Here is an 18523-nt window from a genome sequence, read left to right as displayed (position 1 = left end):
GACCGACACCGGTTTGCGGGCGGCCGGAGGGCGAGTGATGTTCCTCGAGGCCCTCCGGTACCCGTTCGCCGAGCGAGCGCAGCGGAACGGCACCGCGAAGTGCCTCGCGGCGCTGCTGCTCGGCGGCGCGCTCCTCCGGACGGCGGCGGGGCTCTGGCCCGACTGGGCGCTGCTGGCGCCCCTCCTGCTCGCCGTCGCCCCGGTCGTCGCGTTCCTCGGCCTCGTCGGCGGCGTGCTCGCGGGCGACGGGTTTCCCCCGGTCGCGACCGCCGCCACGGCGCGGCTCGCCGGGCGCCTGCTCGGTGCGGGCGCCGTCTACCTCTCGCCCGCGGTCCTCACCGTCACCGGCGTCAGCTACGTCGTCGCGGTCGGCACGGTGCCGGGCGCGCTGAGCGGCGTGACGGTCGCGACGCTCGCGACCATTGCGCTGCTCGTCACGGTCGTCTGCGCGTACCTCTTCCCGTCGGCGGCCGCCGCGAGCGTGCGGGAGGGGCTCCGCGCCGGACTCCGGCGGGACGCCCTCCGCGGGACGGCCTCGAGCTCGTACTTCCTCGCGTGGGTCGGCGCGACCGTCCTCGTCGTCGTCGCGTGGACCGCGCTCGCGGCGACGGCCGCGCGGAGCGTCGCCGCGCTCCTCGCGCTCGGGTGGGGCGCGTACGCCCACGTCGCCGCCGCGGCGCTGCTCGCGGACGGCGTCGACCGGACCAAGTACTGGTGAGCGGTGGGACGAGCGAGATACCGCGAGAGGGAACGGCGACGGAGAGCGGCCGGCTAGAGGTCGATCTGGTCGGCCGCGTCCGCCATCGACCGGTTGTGGAGCGCCTCGCCCGTGGTCCGGTCGAAGAGGTGGATCGCGTCCTCCGGTATCCTCGCGGTCACCGCGTCGCCCTCGCTGACGCGGTTGAACCCGTCGATCGTCGCGACGAGGGTCGCCGCGTTCTCGGGGTCCGCGTCGGGGTCGAAGCGGAGGTACACCGTGTTCTCGTCGCCCATCGGCTCGACGACGTCGACGGTCGTCTCGAACTCGTGGGCGCCGCCGCGGTCGACGAGCTCGACCGCCTCGGGGCGGATCCCGAGGACGAGGTCGGTCGCGCTCCCGAGGCTCGACCGGATCTCCTCGTCGATCGGGTACTCGAACGCCTCGCCGACGAGGCGGTCGCCGTCGAGCGTCACGTCGAAGAAGTTCATCGACGGCTCGCCGAGGAAGCTCGCGACGAACTGGTTGGACGGCTCGTGGTAACACTCCAGCGGCGTCGCGATCTGCTGGAGCTCGCCGCCGTCGAGGATGGCGATCCGGTCGCCCATCGTCATCGCCTCGGTCTGGTCGTGGGTGACGTACACCGTCGTCACGCCGAGGTCGTTCTGGAGCCGCTGGAGTTCGGTGCGCATCTCCGCGCGGAGCTTCGCGTCGAGGTTGCTGAGCGGCTCGTCCATCAGGAACACCTCGGGGTCGCGGACGATGGCGCGGCCGAGCGCGACGCGCTGCTGCTGGCCGCCCGAGAGGTCGCTCGGCTTCCGGTCGAGCAGGTTCGAGATGCCGAGCATCTCGCCGGTCTCGGACACCATCCGGTTGATCTCGTCGTCGGGGAGATCCGTCGACTCCTCGAGGCCGAACGACATGTTCTGCCGGACGCTCATGTGCGGGTAGAGCGCGTACGACTGGAACACCATCGCGATGTCCCGGTCCTGAGATTTCACGTCGTTGACGACGCGGTCGTCGATGCTGATCGTCCCGGCGGTGATCGTCTCGAGACCGGCGATCATCCGGAGCGTCGTGGACTTCCCGCAGCCGGACGGACCGACGACGACGAGGAATTCGCCGTCGTCGATCGACATCGAGACCTCGTCGACCGCCACGATCTCCTCGTCGCCGTCCCGGAACGTCTTCGTTATCGAGTCGAGTTCAAGCGTTGCCATATCTGTGAGTTGTGGTCGGTGTCGAGTGGTCGTTCGTGGGCCGCGCCGCGGCTTCTCTCGGGCGGTCCCGGTCGCCGGACGGGGTCGGCGTGCGGGTCACGCCGCCACCCCCTCGGCGAACTCCTCGCCGAAGAAGATGTACACCGCCAGCGTCGGCAGCGCCGCGAAGAACGCCCCGGCCATCCGGAGCGCGAAGTCCTGCCCCTCCATCGAGGTCCCGAGACCGGCCAGGATCAACACGACGGGCGCCGCGGGGCTCGATTCCGTCGAGACGAGCACCAGCGTGAAGAGGAGGTCGTTCCAGATCTGGGTGAACTGATAGATGAGCACGACGGCGAACATCGGCCCCGAAAGCGGGAGGACGATCCGCCGGTACACCCGGCGGAGCGTCGCCCCGTCGAGGCGGGCCGACTCGATCATCTCGTCGCTCATCGTCTTGTAGTACGTCCGGAACAGGAGCGTACAGATGGGGATCCCGTAGGCGACGTGGGTGATCACCAGTTCGATGATGCCGGCGTAGTCGTTCGGGACGCCGAGCGCCCAGACGAACGACAGCGTCTGGCCGAGCTGGACCCACTGCGACCAGAACTGGGTCAGCGGCACCAGCACGGCCTGGTACGGGATGAAGATCCCGGCGATGATGAGCATGAGCACCAGCGCCTTGTACGACCGGTTCCAGGTCGGGATCGTCAGGCCGTACGCCGTGACGCTCCCGACGAGCGCCGAGACCACCGTCGCGGGCACGGCGTACAGCAGGCTGTTCCCCATTCCGCGCAGCAGGGCGTCGATCGCCATCCGCCACTTCTCGAAGGTGAGCCCGGACGGTCCCGGGGGAGCGAACGGCGCCGTCTCGATGATCGCGGTGCCGGTCTTGAACGAGGTGACCAGCCCGGACTCGATCGGGACGAGGTAGAACGCCGCCGCGAGGATCAGGACGACGTACAGTCCGGCGTCCTCGACCGTCATCCGCTCGAGGTTCCGGCGCAGCCGCGCCGTCGTCGTCGCGCCGCCGTCGGTTCGAAGTTCGTCGTCGCTCATAGGTTATCCCTCCGGTATTCGTACACGAGGTACGGACCGATGACGCTGAGCGCCATCGCGAACAGCACGATGGCGATCGCCGACCCGTACGCCCAGTTGAGGTTCGCGTACGCCTCGCGCACCATCTTCGTCGCTAAGATGTCGGCCCCGTTCGGCGGTCGGTACCCCCCCACCAGCGAGTAGAGGAAGTCGAAGGCCTTCATCCCGAACACCATCAGCACCACGGCGGCGCTGATGGTCGCGCCCTTCAGCTGGGGAATGATCACGCGCCAGTACATCTTCAGCGTCGACGCGCCGTCGACCTTGGCCGCCTCGTAGTGTTCGGTCGGGATCGCGCGGAGGCCCGCGAGGTACACGACCATCGCGTACCCCGAGAACTGCCACATCAGCGCGAAGATGATCGCGTAGAGGACGATGTCCTGGTTCCCGAGCCAGCTTATCGGGCCGAGCCCGAACGTCCCGATCACGCTGTTGGCGATCCCGTTGTTGTAGTTGTATATCCACAGCCAGAACTGGGCCGTCACCACGAACGAGAGGCTCATCGGCAGGAGGTAGATCGTCCGGAACGTGTTCTCGAATCGGATCCCCCTGTCGATCAGGATCGCTAGCACGAGGCCGACCGCGAGCGTCCCCGCCGTGAACGCGACGAGCAGGATGAGCGTGTTGATCGCGGCGTCGATGAACCCGGAGTCCGCGAGCGCCCGGGTGTACATCTCGAAGTCGAGGTTCGAGTAGTCCGGGGCGTTCGCGAAGCGCTCGTAGTCGGTCAACGAGATGAGGAGGTTCCAGATGACCGCACCGTAGACGAACAGCCCCATCAGCAGGAACGGCGGGAGCCAGAAGACGGACGACTCGATGAAGTCGCTCCCGAAGCGGCGGTCGAGCGCCGACTTAATACGGCTCACGAGGTCCCGCTCCGGTTCGGCCGCGGACCCGGCGGCGCCGTCGCTCACGACGCCGCCGTCCGCGCGGACCTCTCCGTCGTCGTCCCCCGAGGAGGGCCTGATCGTCCGGTACAATCGACGGTAAAAATCGAGCATCGCGTGAGGCTCAGTTCGACACCGCGTCCAGGAAGCCCTGCGTCGCCGCGTCGACGTTGTACGGGCCGGTGAACTCCGAGCTGATGACCTCGTTGAGCGCGGTCATCTTCTCGGAGGTGACGCCGAGCCCGTGCTGGAGGTTCGGCGGCCGGTACTCCGCGTTGGCGAAGTCCTCGGCCGTTTCCTGGAGGTACGGACCGAACTCGTCCATGCTCACGTCGGTCCGGGTCGGGATCGACCCCTTGAACTGGTTGAACGCGATCTGGGCCTCCGGACTGCCGACGAACGCCTCCCAGGTCTTCGACGCCTCGGGCGTCGGGTTGTCAGCCGGGTAGAGGAACGAGTCGAAGTGGAGGGTGTACATGCCCTCGGTTCCGGGGAACGTCTTGAAGCCCCAGTCGTCTTCGTACTCGAAGTCCTCGGCGTTCCGGAACGCGCCGGCCGCCCAGTTGCCCTGGTGGATGAAGGCGGCGTTGCCGTTGATGATGTTCTGGTTCGACTGGGTCAGACCGATCGAAGACGCGTCGTCGCTGATGTAGTTCTCCAGCATCTCCGCGGTCCGCTCGAACGCCGCACGGACGGCGCTTTCGTCGCCCTCACCGCTGAGGAAGTCCATGTACGGCTGGTAGCCGTTCTCGCCGAGCATCACGGCGCCCCACAGCTGCGTCGTCGTCCACGTGCCGGACATCCCGTGAGTCATCGGGATCGCGTCGGTCTCGCTGGAGACCGTCTCGAAGGCGTCGATGAGCGCCGAGGGGCTGTTGAGGGAGTCGACGTCGATCCCCGCGTCCTCGACGACCGAGACGTTGTAGAAGAGGCAGTTCAGTCGGTGGGAGCCGAGCGGCACGGCGCGGTAGCTGCCGCCCTGCTGGTGGAGGTCGATCGCCTCCTCGACCATCACCTCCTCGAAGTCGTTCTCCTCCCAGACGTCGTCGACGCTGCCGAGGACGCCCTCGTAGCGGAGGAGGTTCGGGCCGGGCCAGTTGGCGAACGACCCGGGCGGGTCGTTGCTCTGGAGCCGGTTCGCGACGACCGCGTCGAGATTCTGGTTGCCGCCGCCGCCGATGGGGTTCATCTCGAGGTCGGTGTCGGAGTGGGCCTCGTTGAACGCCTCCTCTAACGCCTCGGCCGCCGCGGCGCCGTCGCCGCCGGTCCAGCCGTGGAGCACCTCGACCGGGTCGCCGGAGCCGCCGTCGCTCCCGTCGGAACCGTCGCTTCCGTCGGAGCCGTCGCTCCCGTCACTGCCATCACTGCCGTCGCTCCCGTCGCCGCCGTCGCCGCCGCCGGAACAGCCGGCGATCCCCACGGTTGCGAGGGTCCCGGCGCCGGCCACGTAGTGGCGACGGGTGAGTCGGTCCTCCGAACTTGCGCTGTTGTCACGTGACATGTGTTCGCGGGTTCGGATGCCCCATACTTAACGATTGATGTTTATTTACTCAAAATATTATTAAAAAACGGATCGCATAGTAAACCGCCGTAAACGGACTCTCCGTGGGAAAGAAGAAATAAACGTCTTCTTCGGAACGTCGTCGACGATCCGTTTTTGAACGATTTAGTCGGGGGTGATCGTAACGAATTAGCGCCGATCGGGCGTTCGCTCCCCGCCTCGACGGCGAGCCGGCTCGGCGCACCGACCGACCGATTCTTGAGCGCCCGGCCCGGACCCACACGGCATGGACGGACCGCTGTGGATCGACGCGCACGCTCCCGCGCTCGACGAGATCCGACAGGACGAGGCCCGCGAGCGGCTGGAGCGCGCGGTCGACGAGCCGATGAACCTCGTCGTGCAGGGACCGCCGGGGGTCGGGAAAACGGCGGCGACGCGGGCGCTGACCCGGGCCGCCCACGAGAACCCCGAGGGCGACCTGATCGAGATCAACGTCGCCGACTTCTTCGGCCGGACCAAAAAGGAGATCCGGAGCGACCCCCGCTTCGAGGGGTTCCTGCAGGGGCGGAGCCGGATGGCGAAACGCGACATGATAAACCGAGTTCTGAAGGAGTCGGCGTCGTACGCGCCGATGTCCGGCGAGTACAAGACGATCTTGCTCGACAACGCCGAGTCGATCCGCGAGGACTTCCAGCAGGCGCTCCGGCGCGTGATGGAGAAGCACCACCGGACCACGCAGTTCGTGATCGCCACCCGCCAGCCGTCGAAGCTCATCGCGCCGATCCGGTCGCGCTGCTTCCCGGTGCGGATGCGCGCGCCGACCACCGACGAGACGATCGACGTCCTCGAGACGATCTGCGACCGCGAGGGGGTCGAGTACGACGGCGACGGGCTGGAGTTCGTCGCCAGCGCGGCCGGCGGCGACCTCCGCGAGGCGATCCTCTCCGCGCAGGCGACCGCGGTCGAGGGCGGCGAGGTCACGATGTCGACCGCCTACGAGACGCTCGGCGAGGTCGGCGACGACGACGCGATCCGCGGGGCGCTCGGCGACGCCCGCGCCGGCGACCTGAAGGACGCGCGGTCGACCCTCGACGACCTCCTCGACGACGGCGGCTACGACGGGGAGGAGCTCCTCCGGGAGGTGCTGCGGGTCGCCCGCGCCGGCTCCGAGTACGGCGGCGACGACCTCGCGCGGCTCCACGTGCTCGCCGGCGAGGCCGACCTCGACCTGACCGACGGCCTCGACGACCGGACCCACCTCACGCACCTGCTCGCGGCGTGGGCGGCCGGCCGCACCGAGCTCCGACCCGACCTCCGGGACCCGGTGGAGGCGTAACGATGGGACGGAACCCGCCGCTCGCGCGCGTCCTCCCGTTCCCCGTCGTCGACGAGGCGTGGCGGCTCGCGCTCGTCCCCGCCCTCGTCGGGGCCGCGACGCTCCCCCTCCTCCCCCCGGTCGGCGCCGCCCTCGTCGCGCTCGCGCTCGGGGTCCTCTGGTTCCACCGCGACCCCGACCGCGCCCCGCCGGACGCGGAGGGCGTCGTCGTCGCCCCCGCCGACGGCACCGTCTCGGTCGTGCGCGAGGAGGGGAGCCGCCTGCGGGTGGGCGTGTTCATGAACGTCACCGACGTGCACGTGAACCGCGCGCCGCTCGCCGGCGAGGTCCGCGAGGTGCGGCACCGCCCCGGCGCGAACCGGCCCGCGTTCAGCAAGGAATCCGACCGCAACGAGCAGGTCGCGATCGACTTCGGCGAGTACGAGCTGCTGGTCATCGCCGGCTGGTTCGCCCGTCGGATCCACCCGTCCGTGGAGCCCGGCGACGCCGTCGACCGCGGCGAGCGCGTCGGTCACGTCTCGTTCGGCTCCCGCGCCGACGTAATCCTCCCCGCCGACGTCGACGAGGACGACCTCCTCGTGCGCGAGGGCGACGCGGTCCGTGCGGGCGAGACGATCATCGCGGAGCGGGAGTAGATCCTCACGGAGCGCGAGTAGGGCGTCGCTCCCGAACTCCGCCGGTTTACAGGACGAACGGCCCCTGCTGCCGGATCGGCTCGCCGTGCGGCCGGCCCGCGACCGCGACGAGTCGGAGGTCGCCGTCGGTCGCGACCGCGAACTCGCCGCCTTCCCGCGTGGTGAAGACGTCGCCCTCCCCGAACGCGTCGCCCTCGACGGAGCCGCTCCCCGCGACGCCGTAGAGGAAGCCGGACCACCCGTCCGGCACCGCCCACGTCCACGCGTCGTCGACGCGGACGTCGAGGTACTCCATCGGGGTGTGGAGGTCGATCGGCGACCCCTCGCCGACGACGGTCGTGACGGTCGCGCTGTCCGGTTCCCGCGTCGGGAGCTCCGCCGCGCTCGCGTCGACGTAGTCGGGGGCGACCTCCTTCTCGTCCCGCGGGAGGTTCACCCACAGCTGGAGTCCGTTGCAGGCCTCGCCGTCGGTGGGGAATTCGGAGTGACGGATACCTTTCCCGGTCGTGATCCGCATCGCCTCGTCCTCGCGGGCGGTGTGTTCGACGCCGAGCGAGTCCGCGTGGTCCATGCCCCCATCGATCATGTACGAGACGATCTCGAACCCCTTGTGCGGGTGCATCGGGAACCCCGTGTCCGGCTCGATGTAGAACCGCTCGAAGAGGACGAACGGGTCGAGGTTCGTCGGGTGACTCTCGGTCGGGAACGCGCGGTTCGAGTTCACGCCCGTCCCGTGGCGAACCGGCTCGCCCGAGACGACCCCGTCGCCGCCGTCGGTCGTCGCGTCAGTCTTCATAGGCGATCTGATTGGTCCGGCACTGATAAGCGTCTCGTCGGCGGTAGGTGAGAACCAACATAATTCTTATAATAATATCCTCAAAATCGTTTGAACGGGTTGAAAGAGCCCAAATAAACGGTATCACAGTAGTCTGCCCTCTTACTGGAACGCGTTACAGAGAACGTTCATGTGCCCGGCGAGCATACGACTGGTCGTAGACATGAGCTACGAACTCGATCCGCTTCCGTACGATTACGACGCGCTGGAACCGCACATCTCCGAGCAGGTGCTCGAATGGCATCACGACACCCACCACCAGGGGTACGTGAACGGCTGGAATTCGGCCGAGGAGACGCTCGAGGCCAATCGCGAGGAGCACGACTTCTCCTCGTCGGCCGGAGCGATCCGGAACGTGACCCACAACTCGTCGGGTCACATCCTCCACGACCTGTTCTGGCAGAACATGTCGCCCGAGGGCGGCGACGAGCCCTCGGGTGCCCTCGCCGACCGCATCGCGGAGGGCTTCGGCTCCTACGAGGCCTGGAAGGGCGAGTTCGAGGCCGCCGCCTCCGGCGCCTCCGGCTGGGCCCTCCTGGTGTACGACACGTTCTCGAACCGGCTCCGCAACGTCGTGGTCGACAAGCACGACCAGGGCGCCATCTGGGGCGGTCACCCGATCCTCGCGCTCGACGTCTGGGAACACTCCTACTACCACGACTACGGCCCCGCCCGCGGCGAGTTCGTCGACAACTTCTTCGAGGTCGTCGACTGGGACGAGCCCGCCAGCCGCTACGAACAGGCCGTCGAGCTCTTCGAGTAACGTTTCACGCCGGACGTGTCCGAGACGCGCCCGATCCCGCGTCGGAGTCGCGCCCGAAGGCGTCGCGGCCCGCCCCCGGTATTCTACTGCGGTCCCGCCTTACTCGACGAGCGTCGTCTCGATCACGGAGCAGGTCTCGTCGAGCAGGACGCGGAGCTCGTCGCCCGCGCAGGGGAGCGTCAGCCGGACGCGGAGCGGGTCCTCGGAGACGACCGTCGTCAGCCGGTCGCTCACGCACCAGTCGAACTGCCAGAACGGGGCGGTGTTCAGGTCGACGCCGCGATCCGAGTGGAAGACGAGCGTCTCGGCGTGGTCGAGGAGCGTGACGCCGATCGTCGACCGCAGTCGGTAGCTGCACCGCCGGCAGACGTGTTCGACGGCGACGTCGAGGTCCTCGTCGTCGGGGTCGAACACGAGCGTCGTGTCGATCGAGCCGGTGCACTCGGGGCAGACGCCGTCGGCGGCCAGGCAGTAGTGGTGGCGGACGTAGTGGTGGAACGCCTGTAACAGCTCGTCGGTAGTCCGGTCGTCGAGCCCGCCCGAGGGGAACGGGTAGCTCACCTGGACGGTCCCGCAGTCGGCGCAGCCCACGGTGAGCTCGTCGTCGACGTACCAGCCGTGGAGGTCGCCGCCGCAGTCGTAGCAGGCGCCGTCCGCGGGGAAGAAGCCGAGCTGCGCGCGCTCGGTGAGGCTCCCGGTGAAGATGGCGCTGACAACCTTCCGGCCGGGCGAGCGGAACTCGTACCCCTCGTCGCTCCGCCGGATGAAGTGGCCGGTGAGCTGCCGGAGGTGGTAGCTGAAGTTCGCGCTGTCGTCGACGTCGACGCGGTCGAACAGGTCGGTGAAGCTCACCGGCGCCTCGTCGGCGCCGAGCTCCAGGAGGGCCCGGAGGACGGCGACGCGGGTGTCGTTGCCGAGCGTCGCGAACACCTCCGCGGGGAGGACGCGCGACTCGGTGCGTGGGGTCGCCGGCCCGTCGCGGTCGGCCTCCGGCTCCCCGGCCGCGGCCGACCCGTCGCCGTCGACCTCCCGGTCGCCGCTCGCGTCCGGTCCGGCGCTCCGATCGAACTGACTCACGCCTCGGACGTGCGCCGGGGGCGGCTAAAGCGTATCGGGGTCGACGACGACGACGCATCGACGGGGGGTCCGGGCATAGCGTTTTGTGTACCGCCCCCGAGGTGAAACGCGTATGCCCGAAGAGACGATCCACGAGTCGAAGGGGTCGCGGAGTCGACAGGCGCTGGCCACCTACTTCCGCCGCATCGCGAAGGCGCTCGGCCGCGGCGAGCCGATCCCGGTCGACGACGCCGGGACGGTGACGGTCGACCCCGCCGCCGAGTCCGAGGTCGTGATCGAGCTCGAACGCGATGACGGCACCGTCCACTTCGAGGTGGAGGTGGAGTTCGACGAGGCGGAGGGCGCGGTCGACGTCGACGCCGCCGCGAGCAGGGCGGCCTTCGAGCTGTACGCCGACAGCGCCGACCAGTGGCGCTGGCGGCTCGTCCACGACAACGGGAACATCATCGCCGACGGCGGCGAGGGGTACTCGGACAAGCGCGACGCGAGGTCGGGGATCGAGAGCGTGCAGCGGAACGCGCCGGGCGCCCACGTGATCGACGAGAGCCGCGGCGAGGAGCCGCCCGAGGAGGGCGGAAGCGACGCCGTCTTCGAGCTGTTCCGAGACAAGGCCGACGAGCACCGCTGGCGGCTCCGCCACGAGAACGGCAACGTCATCGCCGACGGCGGCCAAGGGTACGCCTCGAAGCAGAAGGCGAAACAGGGGCTCAACAGCGTGAAGTCGAACGCGCCGGGCGCGCCCGTCGAGGAGCTCGACGGCGACGAGCCGGCCGAGGACGACGAGGAGTAGGTCGGCGATGGTCCCCGACGACTCCTCCACCGGCGACGCGGGAGTAGAGCCCTCCACCGGCGACGCGGGAGTAGAGCCCTCCACCGGCGACGCGGGAGTGGCGACCACCGCCGGCGGCGCGCAGAGCCGGGACGCCGAGGACCGCGGCGTCGCCGCCGATCGATACGATCCGGACGACGACTCGGGCGGGTACCTCTCGCCCGGGGACGACGCGCCCGCGGATCTGGGCGATATCCTCCTCTACGGCGTGCTGGGCGGGATCGCCGGGTCGGTGCTGTCGTTCGTTCCCTTCGCGACCGTCCTCGGCGGCGCGCTCGCCGGCTACCTCTGCGGCGGCACGTCGGCCGACGCGCTCAAGACGGGCGCGGTCGCCGGCGCCGTCATGACGCTCCCGTTCGTCGCGGTCGTGTTCGTCTTCCTGTTCCTCCTCGGGTTCGCGGGCGCGCCGGCCGAGTTCGGGCTCGTCGTGCTCCTCGCGGTCGGGCTCGGCGCGGCCTACACCCTCGGCTCGGGCGTGATCGGCGGCTACCTCGGGCACTACCTCCGCGGGGAGCTGTAGCGCGGCCGCGGACCGCACCGCTTATTCGACGCCCGTCGCTACCTCGGGTCGGACATGGACGCGCTCGACGCCAAGTACCCGTTCTTCGCGGCCGCCCGCGAGGCCGTCGCCGACGCCGCGGTGTCGCTGCCGGAGCTCGTCGCGGCCGACGCCCCCGCCGTCGATCGGGGCCGCGAGCGCGTCGAGCGCGCCCTCATGGACGGGACGGTCGAGTCCGAGAGCGGCGAGTTCCCCGGGGAGTCCGACTACGACGTGCAGGCGGAGCTGCTCTCGTACCCCGTCGCGCGGATCCTCGTCTCGCTGCTCGACTCCGAGCCCGCCATCGAGAAGTACGCCGCCGCGGAGGCCGCGACCGCCGTCGCCCGGATCCGCGGGGACCTCGCGACCGACGACGAGCTGCGGTCGGTGTCGACGCCGACCGTCGAACTCGACGACGTGCTCGCCGAGTTCGACCTCGCCGACGCGGTCCGCCCGGAGTCGGTCGGGGGGAAAGCGGGGGCCGGCGCCGACTCCCCCGGCCGCGACCCCGCCCACTACTGGATCGACGTCGGCCCGTACCTCCGGCTCACGTCGCCGTCGTGGGGCGAGTCGTGGCGGCTCGTCAACCGCGCGCTCGCCGACGGGGCGGTGCGCGTCTCCCGCGAGGAGCTGCTCGACGCGCTGGAGGCCGCGGTCGAGGAGCGGGTGCGCGAGGGGCTCCCGTTCGAGCTGGCGGCCGGCGAGGGGATCGCCGCGGAGTTAGAGGAGGGCGTCGCCGACCTCAAGCGCCTGCTCTCCGAGCGGAGCTACGCGGGGCCGGTCGACGTCGTCGCCCCCGAGCTGTTCCCGCCCTGTATGACGAACCTGATCGAGAAGGCCGAGCGCGACGCCGACCTCTCGCCGCCGGAGTCGTTCGCGCTGATGGCGTTCCTCGTCGGGATCGGGATGACGCCGGACGAGGTGGTGGCGTTCTGCGCCGACACGAGCCTCGACGCGGAGGGGATCCGCTACCAGACGGAGTACCTGAAAGACGACCGCGGGACGCAGTACCCCCCGCCGACCTGCGAGACGCTGGCGAACTACGGGATCTGCCACAACGAGGAGGACCACATGCAGGTGGCCGCCGACCCCCTCGCGTACTACGAGAAGCGGGTCGCGGCCGCCGACGAGATCACGGACTGGCGAGACCGCGAGGGCGACGTGGACGAGCGGGAGAGCAGGGGCGAGAACGGGCGGGAGAGCGAAGGGGAGACCGGGGAGGAGAACGGAGAAGCGCGGGCGGCGAGCGAGACCGCGGAGTCGGACGGAGCGGAGTAGGCGAGCCGCCGACCTACTCCTCGCCGTTCGCGCGGATGAGGTACGCGCCGACGAGCGCCATCAACAGGACGAACCCGACCAGCAGCCCGATGAGCGCGATCGCGCCGGACTCCGGCAACTCGGACGACCCGCCGAAGGTGACCCCGATGCCGACCAGCCCGGTGACGAAGACGGCGGCCGCCAGCAGCGAGACCGCGATCTGCCGACGGAGCTCCGCGTCGATTTCCATGCCCGCGGGTTTCCGTCGCCGCTAAAAAAGCACTTCGATGAGGACGGCCGGGTTCCGGCGGCTCCCGGCGACTGACTCCTCGATGGCGCCGGCAGCCGAACCCCAGATTTCGGACGCTCGACGCCCTCCGGCGGCGAATTTAACCGTTTTCGGCGCCTATCTCGACCCGAAGCGAGGGCCACCCTCGCGGTCACTCATGACGCATCCCCGAACCCCGCCCGCGTCAGCGGCCACCAATCCGGACGCACCGCGAGCCGCGCCGCCGGGGGAGCGGTCCCCGGAGCGAGGCGTCTCCGCCGCGGTCGACGACGACGATCCCGACCGCGCTCCGAGCGCCGACGTCGACGACCGGTCGGCGCGCGCCGCCGCGGAGGAGATGACGGTGCGTCCCCTCCGCGACCGGCGGTACGTCGTCGAGACCGACGGCGGCACCTACGTCGTCGCGCTCGACGCCGGCACCTGCACCTGCCCCGACCACGCGATCCGCGGCTCCCGGTGTAAACACCTCCGGCGCGTCGCCATGGAGGTGACCGCGGGGTCGGTCCCGGCCCCGGACGAGCGCGTGGGCGCCTGCGCGGTCTGCGGGACGGAGACGTTCGTCCCGCTCGACGACCCGGGGGCGCACCTCTGCGCGCGCCACGCGTTCGAACCGGGCGACGTCGTCCGCGACCGGGAGACCAACGAGCGGCTCGTCGTCGTCGCGGTCACGACCGAGCGCGCCGACGCCTACCGGACCGAGGAGGACCGGACGGTCGACGAGTACGCCACGAACGCCGCGTACGGCGCCCACGAGCCCGTGATCGAGGCCGTGTACGTCGACGCGGTCCGCCCGGGACGCGGCCTGTCGGACTGCGAGCGGTACGCCTTCCCGGCCTCGCGGCTCGCCCGCCCGCGCCGGGAGTGACACGACGCGGTCGCGGCCCCGGCTCGCGAGCACGACCTCCGCGAACGCGGTCGGATCAGCCCGCGAGGTGACTGATGTCGCGCCGCAGCGTGTATCCCTTCGGGACGCCGACGGCGCCGAGACACCCCTCGCACAGCGCTCTCTCGTAGTCGCGGTTCGTCTCCTTCTCGAGCAGCGAGACGTCTCCGATGGGAAGCACCGACTCGCAGCGGTCGCACTCGACCTTGTCGCCGTCGACGATCTTCATTGAACGGGGACCACTTCCGCCGATCGGTATAAAAAGGCGCGCCCGGCGTTATCACTCCGGATAGCGGCGTCGGTATAAAAATGGGTGCGGTCGGCGCGACGGTCGGTCGCGGTGCGTCCGAGGTTAGCCGAAGAGTTCGCCGAGGCCCTCGCCGCCGTCCTCGTCGTCGTCCTCGTCGGCCTCGTCGGCCGCTTCCTCGGCCTCGTCGGCCTCGTCGTCGCTCTCGTCGGCCTCGTCGGCCTCCGCGGCGTCCGCGGAGCCGCCGGACGCGGCGCCGGCGGCGGGGGCCGCGGCGGCCGTCTCGATGGCCTCCTCGATGTCGACGTCCTCCAGCGCGGCGACGAGCGCCTTGACGCGGGACTCCTCGACGTCGACGCCGGCGGCTTCCAGCACGCCGGTGATGTTCTCCTCGTTGATCTCTTCGCCAGTCTCGTTCAGGATGAGCGCAGCGTAAACGTATTCCATTGGTGTGTCCTCGTAGTGTTAGCCGAACATCGCGCCGAGACCGTCGCCGCCGTCGTCGCCGTCGTCCTCGTCGGCGTCGTCGTCGGTCGTCTCAGCGTCGTCCGTGTCGTCGTCTTCCTCCGCCTGTTCCTCCTCGTCGGCGTCGTCCGTCTCCGGAGCCGGGGCCGCCTCGACCCCCTGCAGCTCCTCGGGGAGCGCCTCCTCGTCGTCGATCTGGGCCGCGAGCGCACGCAGCTGGGCGTCGGCCTTCCCGATGAGGTCGGGCACGACGTCCGGGCTCTCGATCTCCGCGAACAGCCCGACGGACTTCGCCTCGCCGGAGGCCTTCGCGAGAAGGCTGCCGACCGTGGCGGCCGTCGGGTACTCGGCGTTGATCGAGAGGTTGCGCGCGGCGGCGGCGGCGGACCGGATGTCCGCCGCGTACTCGTCGACGTCGATCGCGAGCTCGTCCGGCTCGAACAGGACGCCCTCGGAGTAGACGCCCTTGAGGTCGAGCCCGACCTCCTTCGGCTCGATGCCGAGCTCGACTAAGACGTTCGCGAGGTCGTCGTCGACGACCTCGCCCTCCTCGAGGACCGTGGAGTCCTCGGTGACCATGATCGAGCCGTCCTGGATGCGCGCGGCCGCGCCGATGGTCTGGAGCTCGCCGACGAACGGTCCCGGGTCGACGCCGGTGTCACCCTCGGGGATGACGACGTCGTTGGGGGCGACCTCGCCCGCGTTGATCGGGGCGGGGGTCTTCGAGGCTTCCAGCTGCTGGAAGAGGCCGAACGGGTTGTCGTTCGTGCCGATGAGCGCGACCTGACCCGAGACGTACTGGGTCAGCTCCTCGACGCCGTCGTCGACCTCTTCGAGGGCGCGGACGGTGAGCGTGTTCCGGCTCACGCGGACGTCGGCCGAGCCGTGCAGCTCGCGGCGCATGGCCTGGAGCTGCCGGCTCGGAATGCCGCCGACGCCGACGATCCCGACGGAGTTGAACGAGTCGATGAACTCGACGAGCTCGTCGACCTCCTCCTGTTTCCACTGCGGGATCGTCTCGGTCTTGCGGACCGAGCTCATACGGGCACCTCCTTGGCGGGACCCATCGTGGTCTTCACGTAGATCCCGTCGATGTTGAGCGGGCCCTTCTCGAGGCTCGCTTCGAGCCGCCGGACGATGACGTCGATGTTGTCCGAGATCGCCTCGGCGCCCATGTCCTCGGCGCCGACGCGAGTGTGGAACGTGCGCCGGTCGCGGGACCGGAGCTGCACCGTGTTCTTCATCCGGTTGACGGTCTCGACGACGTCGTCGTCCGGCTGTAGTGGGGTAGGCATCTTCCCGCGCGGACCGAGGACGGTACCGAGGTACCGACCGATGTCCTGCATCAGGTTGGCCTCCGCGACGAAGAAGTCGGTTTCGCCGGCCAGGTCCTTTGCGCGGTCGTCGTCGTCTCCGAGGTCCTCGAGGTCGTCGCTGTCAAGCACTTGATCAGCAACTTCCTGAGCGCGGACGGCGGTTTCGCCCTCCGCGAAGACGACGATCTGTGTCTCCTGCCCCGTTCCAGCCGGCAGCACGACGGACTCGTCGATGCGGTTCGACGGATCGTTGAGGTCGAGGTCTCGCAGGTTGATCGCGATGTCCACGGTCTCGCGGAAGTTCCGCTCGGGCGCATCGTCGAGTGCGAGAGTTACGGCCTCTTGTATTGTGTCTGCCATTTTCACCTCCGTAGTACGCAGGTCGCTCCTACGGGTCAGTGAAACAGGCGAAGCCTGTCTCACCGGAGAGTGGTCCATCGGAGGTTTAAAAGCGTCGAACCGCCCGTGCCCGTGCGAAGCGGCGACAGGGCTCGTTCGGGCGGTCGAGCGCGGCGTCGCGGGGCGTTCCGGAACAGTAAGGCGACCCGTTGCGGCCCTCCAGTTCGACGCGCGTCGAACTCCGAAACGTCGCGTAGGGGAACCCTTTTGACGCCGCTTACCGACCCACGAGGTAATGACTCAGGGTGGTCCGGCGTGACGATGGACGACCGCATCGAGGACCTCCGCGAGCGCCGCGAGCGGGCGGCGAAGGGCGGCGGCGAAGACCGGATCGAGTCCCAACACGAGAAGGGGAAGATGACCGCGCGCGAGCGCATCGATTACTTCCTCGACGACGGGACGTTCCACGAGTTCGACCGGTTCCGCACGCACCGGACCCACAAGTTCGGGATGGAGGAACAGCAGATCCCGGGCGACGGGGTCGTCACCGGCTACGGCGAGGTGAACGGCCGGAAGACGTTCGTCTTCGCGCACGACTTCACCGTCTTCGGCGGCTCGCTCGGCGAGGTGTTCGCCGAGAAGGTGTGTAAGGTGATGGACAAGGCGATGGACGTGGGCGCGCCCGTCGTCGGTCTCAACGACTCCGCCGGCGCTCGCATTCAGGAGGGCGTCGCCTCGCTCGGCGGCTTCGCCGAGATCTTCCGGCGCAACACGGAGGCGTCCGGCGTCATCCCGCAGATCTCGGCGATCATGGGGCCGTGCGCCGGCGGCGCGGTGTACTCGCCCGCCATCACGGACTTCACGTTCATGGTGAAAGACACCTCGCACATGTTCATCACCGGCCCGGACGTCATCGAGACGGTGACGGGCGAGGAGGTGAGCTTCGAGGAGCTCGGCGGCGCCGTCACCCACTCGTCGACCTCGGGCGTCGCCCACTTCGCCGAGGAGAGCGAGGAGGACGCGTTAGACGACATCGCGCGGCTGCTCTCGTATCTCCCCGCCAACAACGTCGAGGACCCGCCCCGCGTCGAGCCGTGGGACGACCCCGAGCGCGCCGACGAGGAGCTGGCCGAGATCGTGCCGAACGCCCCCCGGAAGCCGTACGACATGAAGGAGGTGATCGGCAGCGTCGTCGACGAGGGCTCCTTCTTCGAGGTGCAGGAGAACTTCGCGAAGAACGTCGTCGTCGGCTTCGCCCGGCTGGACGGGCACTCGATCGGGATCGTCGCCAACAACCCCCGCGTGAACGCGGGCACCCTCGACATCGAGTCGAGCCAGAAGGGCGCCCGGTTCGTCCGGTTCTGCGACGCCTTCAACATCCCCATCCTCACCTTCGAGGACGTGCCCGGCTTCATGCCCGGCACCGACCAGGAGCACAACGGGATCATCCGCCACGGCGCGAAGCTGCTGTACGCCTTCTCGGAGGCGACCGTTCCCCTCCTCACCGTGATCACCCGGAAGGCGTACGGCGGCGCCTACTGCGTGATGTCCTCGAAGCACATCGGCGGCGACGTCAACTACGCGTGGCCGACCGCCGAGATCGCGGTGATGGGGCCGAAGGGCGCCGTCAACGTCCTCTACCGCGAGGAGCTGGCCGCGGCCGACGACCCCGACGCGCGCAGACAGGAGCTCATCGACGAGTACCGCGAGGAGTTCGCGAACCCGTACAGCGCCGCCGACCGCGGGTTCATCGACGACGTCATCGAGCCCGCGGAGACGCGCGCGCGGCTGATCGACGACCTCCAGATGCTGCGGGGGAAGCGCTCGGACCGGCCCGAGAAGAAACACGGCAACATCCCGATCTGATGGCGACCGACTCGCCCGGACCGGAGGCGGGCTCGCCCGAGCCGGAACGCGATACGTCCGGCCCGACGGTCGCCGCCGTCCTCGACGGCCTGACGATCCCCGACGACGCCGACGACGCGGAGGCCGCCGCCATCGCCGCCGCGGTCGCCGCCCACCTCCGCGACGGGGAGCTGGCCGCGGCCGCCGCGGCCGAGACGGACGCGGAGACCGGTTGGGAGGGCGAGCGGTGGGCGTTCGCCGGACGGGTCGACCGACTCAGCGGTCGCTCGGTTCGCGTCCCGGAGAACGCGCCGACCGACCCGTGGACGGCGGCCGGCCGCGCCGACCGCTTCTGAGGGGCGGGAGAGCCGCGACGGCGCCGCCGCTCGCTCGGTTTCCGAATCACCCGCTCCCGGACGGAGACCGCCCGAGCGCGTGCATTCCCCCGGCGAGGCGCCGCGGCGGCCCCGCCACGCCAACCCTTCGC

Annotated in this window: 21 protein-coding genes; 10 read left to right on the top strand and 11 right to left on the bottom strand. The window is 69.7% G+C overall.

Annotation, left to right across the window (positions count from 1 at the left end):
- The first annotated feature begins 37 nt into the window (after positions 1-37).
- On the top strand, positions 38-718 hold the full coding sequence (locus B4V04_RS09815) for a hypothetical protein (RefSeq protein WP_498231234.1): 681 nt from the start codon (positions 38-40) through the stop codon (positions 716-718).
- Positions 719-771: 53 nt separating this feature from the next.
- Here B4V04_RS09815 and B4V04_RS09810 read toward each other — a convergent pair whose 3' ends face one another.
- The 4 genes from B4V04_RS09810 to B4V04_RS09795 form a co-directional block, all read right to left on the bottom strand.
- Entirely contained in the window at positions 772-1917 is a 1146-nt protein-coding gene (locus B4V04_RS09810) for an ABC transporter ATP-binding protein (protein WP_498231232.1), read from the bottom strand.
- Positions 1918-2013: 96 nt separating this feature from the next.
- Positions 2014-2955 (bottom strand): carbohydrate ABC transporter permease, encoded by a 942-nt coding sequence (locus tag B4V04_RS09805; protein ID WP_498231230.1) that lies wholly within the window; start codon positions 2953-2955, stop codon positions 2014-2016.
- Entirely contained in the window at positions 2952-3995 is a 1044-nt protein-coding gene (locus tag B4V04_RS09800) for a carbohydrate ABC transporter permease (RefSeq protein WP_498231228.1), read from the bottom strand. Before B4V04_RS09800 ends, B4V04_RS09805 begins: the two co-directional genes overlap by 4 nt.
- A 10-nt stretch (positions 3996-4005) precedes the next feature.
- Positions 4006-5163, bottom strand: a complete 1158-nt coding sequence (locus B4V04_RS09795) for an ABC transporter substrate-binding protein (protein WP_498232450.1) — start codon at positions 5161-5163, stop codon at positions 4006-4008.
- A gap of 505 nt (positions 5164-5668) precedes the next feature.
- On the opposite strand from B4V04_RS09795, the gene B4V04_RS09790 reads away from it, so the two are divergent.
- Positions 5669-6718 carry an AAA family ATPase gene (locus B4V04_RS09790; protein WP_498231226.1) on the top strand — a complete coding sequence of 350 codons (1050 nt, stop codon included), beginning with the start codon at positions 5669-5671 and terminating at the stop codon, positions 6716-6718.
- Between the two features lie 2 nt (positions 6719-6720).
- The gene (locus B4V04_RS09785) at positions 6721-7353 is read left to right on the top strand and encodes a protein sorting system archaetidylserine decarboxylase (protein WP_498231224.1); all 633 of its coding nucleotides are present in this window, start codon (positions 6721-6723) and stop codon (positions 7351-7353) included.
- Positions 7354-7399: 46 nt separating this feature from the next.
- Here the strand turns inward: B4V04_RS09785 and B4V04_RS09780 are convergent, their stop codons facing one another.
- Positions 7400-8149, bottom strand: coding sequence for a pirin family protein (locus tag B4V04_RS09780; protein ID WP_498231222.1), 750 nt, complete (start codon positions 8147-8149; stop codon positions 7400-7402).
- A 202-nt stretch (positions 8150-8351) separates the two neighbouring features.
- On the opposite strand from B4V04_RS09780, the gene sod reads away from it, so the two are divergent.
- Positions 8352-8951 carry a superoxide dismutase [Mn] gene (sod, locus tag B4V04_RS09775; RefSeq protein ID WP_498231220.1) on the top strand — a complete coding sequence of 200 codons (600 nt, stop codon included), beginning with the start codon at positions 8352-8354 and terminating at the stop codon, positions 8949-8951.
- A gap of 99 nt (positions 8952-9050) precedes the next feature.
- Here the strand turns inward: sod and B4V04_RS09770 are convergent, their stop codons facing one another.
- Positions 9051-10028, bottom strand: coding sequence for a winged helix-turn-helix domain-containing protein (locus B4V04_RS09770; RefSeq protein WP_498231218.1), 978 nt, complete (start codon positions 10026-10028; stop codon positions 9051-9053).
- A 112-nt stretch (positions 10029-10140) separates the two neighbouring features.
- Between B4V04_RS09770 and B4V04_RS09765 the strand changes: the two genes are divergently transcribed.
- Genes B4V04_RS09765 through B4V04_RS09755 form a run of 3 tightly spaced genes read left to right on the top strand, consistent with a single transcriptional unit; the run spans position 10141 to position 12673 of the window.
- The gene (locus B4V04_RS09765; RefSeq protein WP_498231217.1) at positions 10141-10818 is read left to right on the top strand and encodes an HVO_2922 family protein; all 678 of its coding nucleotides are present in this window, start codon (positions 10141-10143) and stop codon (positions 10816-10818) included.
- A gap of 7 nt (positions 10819-10825) precedes the next feature.
- Positions 10826-11377, top strand: a complete 552-nt coding sequence (locus B4V04_RS09760) for a DUF5518 domain-containing protein (RefSeq protein ID WP_498231215.1) — start codon at positions 10826-10828, stop codon at positions 11375-11377.
- A 54-nt stretch (positions 11378-11431) separates the two neighbouring features.
- A complete protein-coding gene (locus B4V04_RS09755; RefSeq protein ID WP_498231213.1) occupies positions 11432-12673 on the top strand; it encodes a DNA primase in 1242 nt (413 codons plus the stop codon).
- A 13-nt stretch (positions 12674-12686) separates the two neighbouring features.
- On the opposite strand, the gene B4V04_RS09750 is transcribed toward B4V04_RS09755, so the two are convergent.
- Positions 12687-12902: a DUF7472 family protein gene (locus B4V04_RS09750; protein WP_498231212.1), complete on the bottom strand. Its 216-nt coding sequence runs from the start codon at positions 12900-12902 to the stop codon at positions 12687-12689.
- A 196-nt stretch (positions 12903-13098) separates the two neighbouring features.
- On the opposite strand from B4V04_RS09750, the gene B4V04_RS09745 reads away from it, so the two are divergent.
- Entirely contained in the window at positions 13099-13806 is a 708-nt protein-coding gene (locus B4V04_RS09745; protein WP_498231210.1) for an SWIM zinc finger family protein, read from the top strand.
- A 55-nt stretch (positions 13807-13861) separates the two neighbouring features.
- Here B4V04_RS09745 and B4V04_RS09740 read toward each other — a convergent pair whose 3' ends face one another.
- From B4V04_RS09740 to B4V04_RS09725, 4 genes are all read right to left on the bottom strand, one after another.
- Positions 13862-14053, bottom strand: coding sequence for a hypothetical protein (locus B4V04_RS09740; protein ID WP_498231208.1), 192 nt, complete (start codon positions 14051-14053; stop codon positions 13862-13864).
- A 123-nt stretch (positions 14054-14176) separates the two neighbouring features.
- Positions 14177-14518 carry a 50S ribosomal protein P1 gene (rpl12p, locus tag B4V04_RS09735; protein ID WP_498231206.1) on the bottom strand — a complete coding sequence of 114 codons (342 nt, stop codon included), beginning with the start codon at positions 14516-14518 and terminating at the stop codon, positions 14177-14179.
- 18 nt (positions 14519-14536) lie between these two features.
- Complete coding sequence (locus B4V04_RS09730; protein WP_498231204.1) at positions 14537-15577, bottom strand: 50S ribosomal protein L10; 1041 nt, start codon at positions 15575-15577, stop codon at positions 14537-14539.
- Positions 15574-16212 carry a 50S ribosomal protein L1 gene (locus B4V04_RS09725; RefSeq protein WP_498231202.1) on the bottom strand — a complete coding sequence of 213 codons (639 nt, stop codon included), beginning with the start codon at positions 16210-16212 and terminating at the stop codon, positions 15574-15576. Before B4V04_RS09725 ends, B4V04_RS09730 begins: the two co-directional genes overlap by 4 nt.
- A gap of 300 nt (positions 16213-16512) precedes the next feature.
- On the opposite strand from B4V04_RS09725, the gene B4V04_RS09720 reads away from it, so the two are divergent.
- Positions 16513-18057, top strand: coding sequence for an acyl-CoA carboxylase subunit beta (locus tag B4V04_RS09720; protein ID WP_498231200.1), 1545 nt, complete (start codon positions 16513-16515; stop codon positions 18055-18057).
- Positions 18057-18392, top strand: coding sequence for a DUF8022 family protein (locus B4V04_RS09715; protein WP_498231198.1), 336 nt, complete (start codon positions 18057-18059; stop codon positions 18390-18392). Before B4V04_RS09720 ends, B4V04_RS09715 begins: the two co-directional genes overlap by 1 nt.
- The last annotated feature ends 131 nt before the right edge of the window (positions 18393-18523 follow it).

This window comes from Halorubrum sp. B52 (assembly GCF_059752555.1).
Note: the sequence above shows the minus strand (reverse complement) of the source record. Positions and strands in the feature narration are given on the sequence as shown.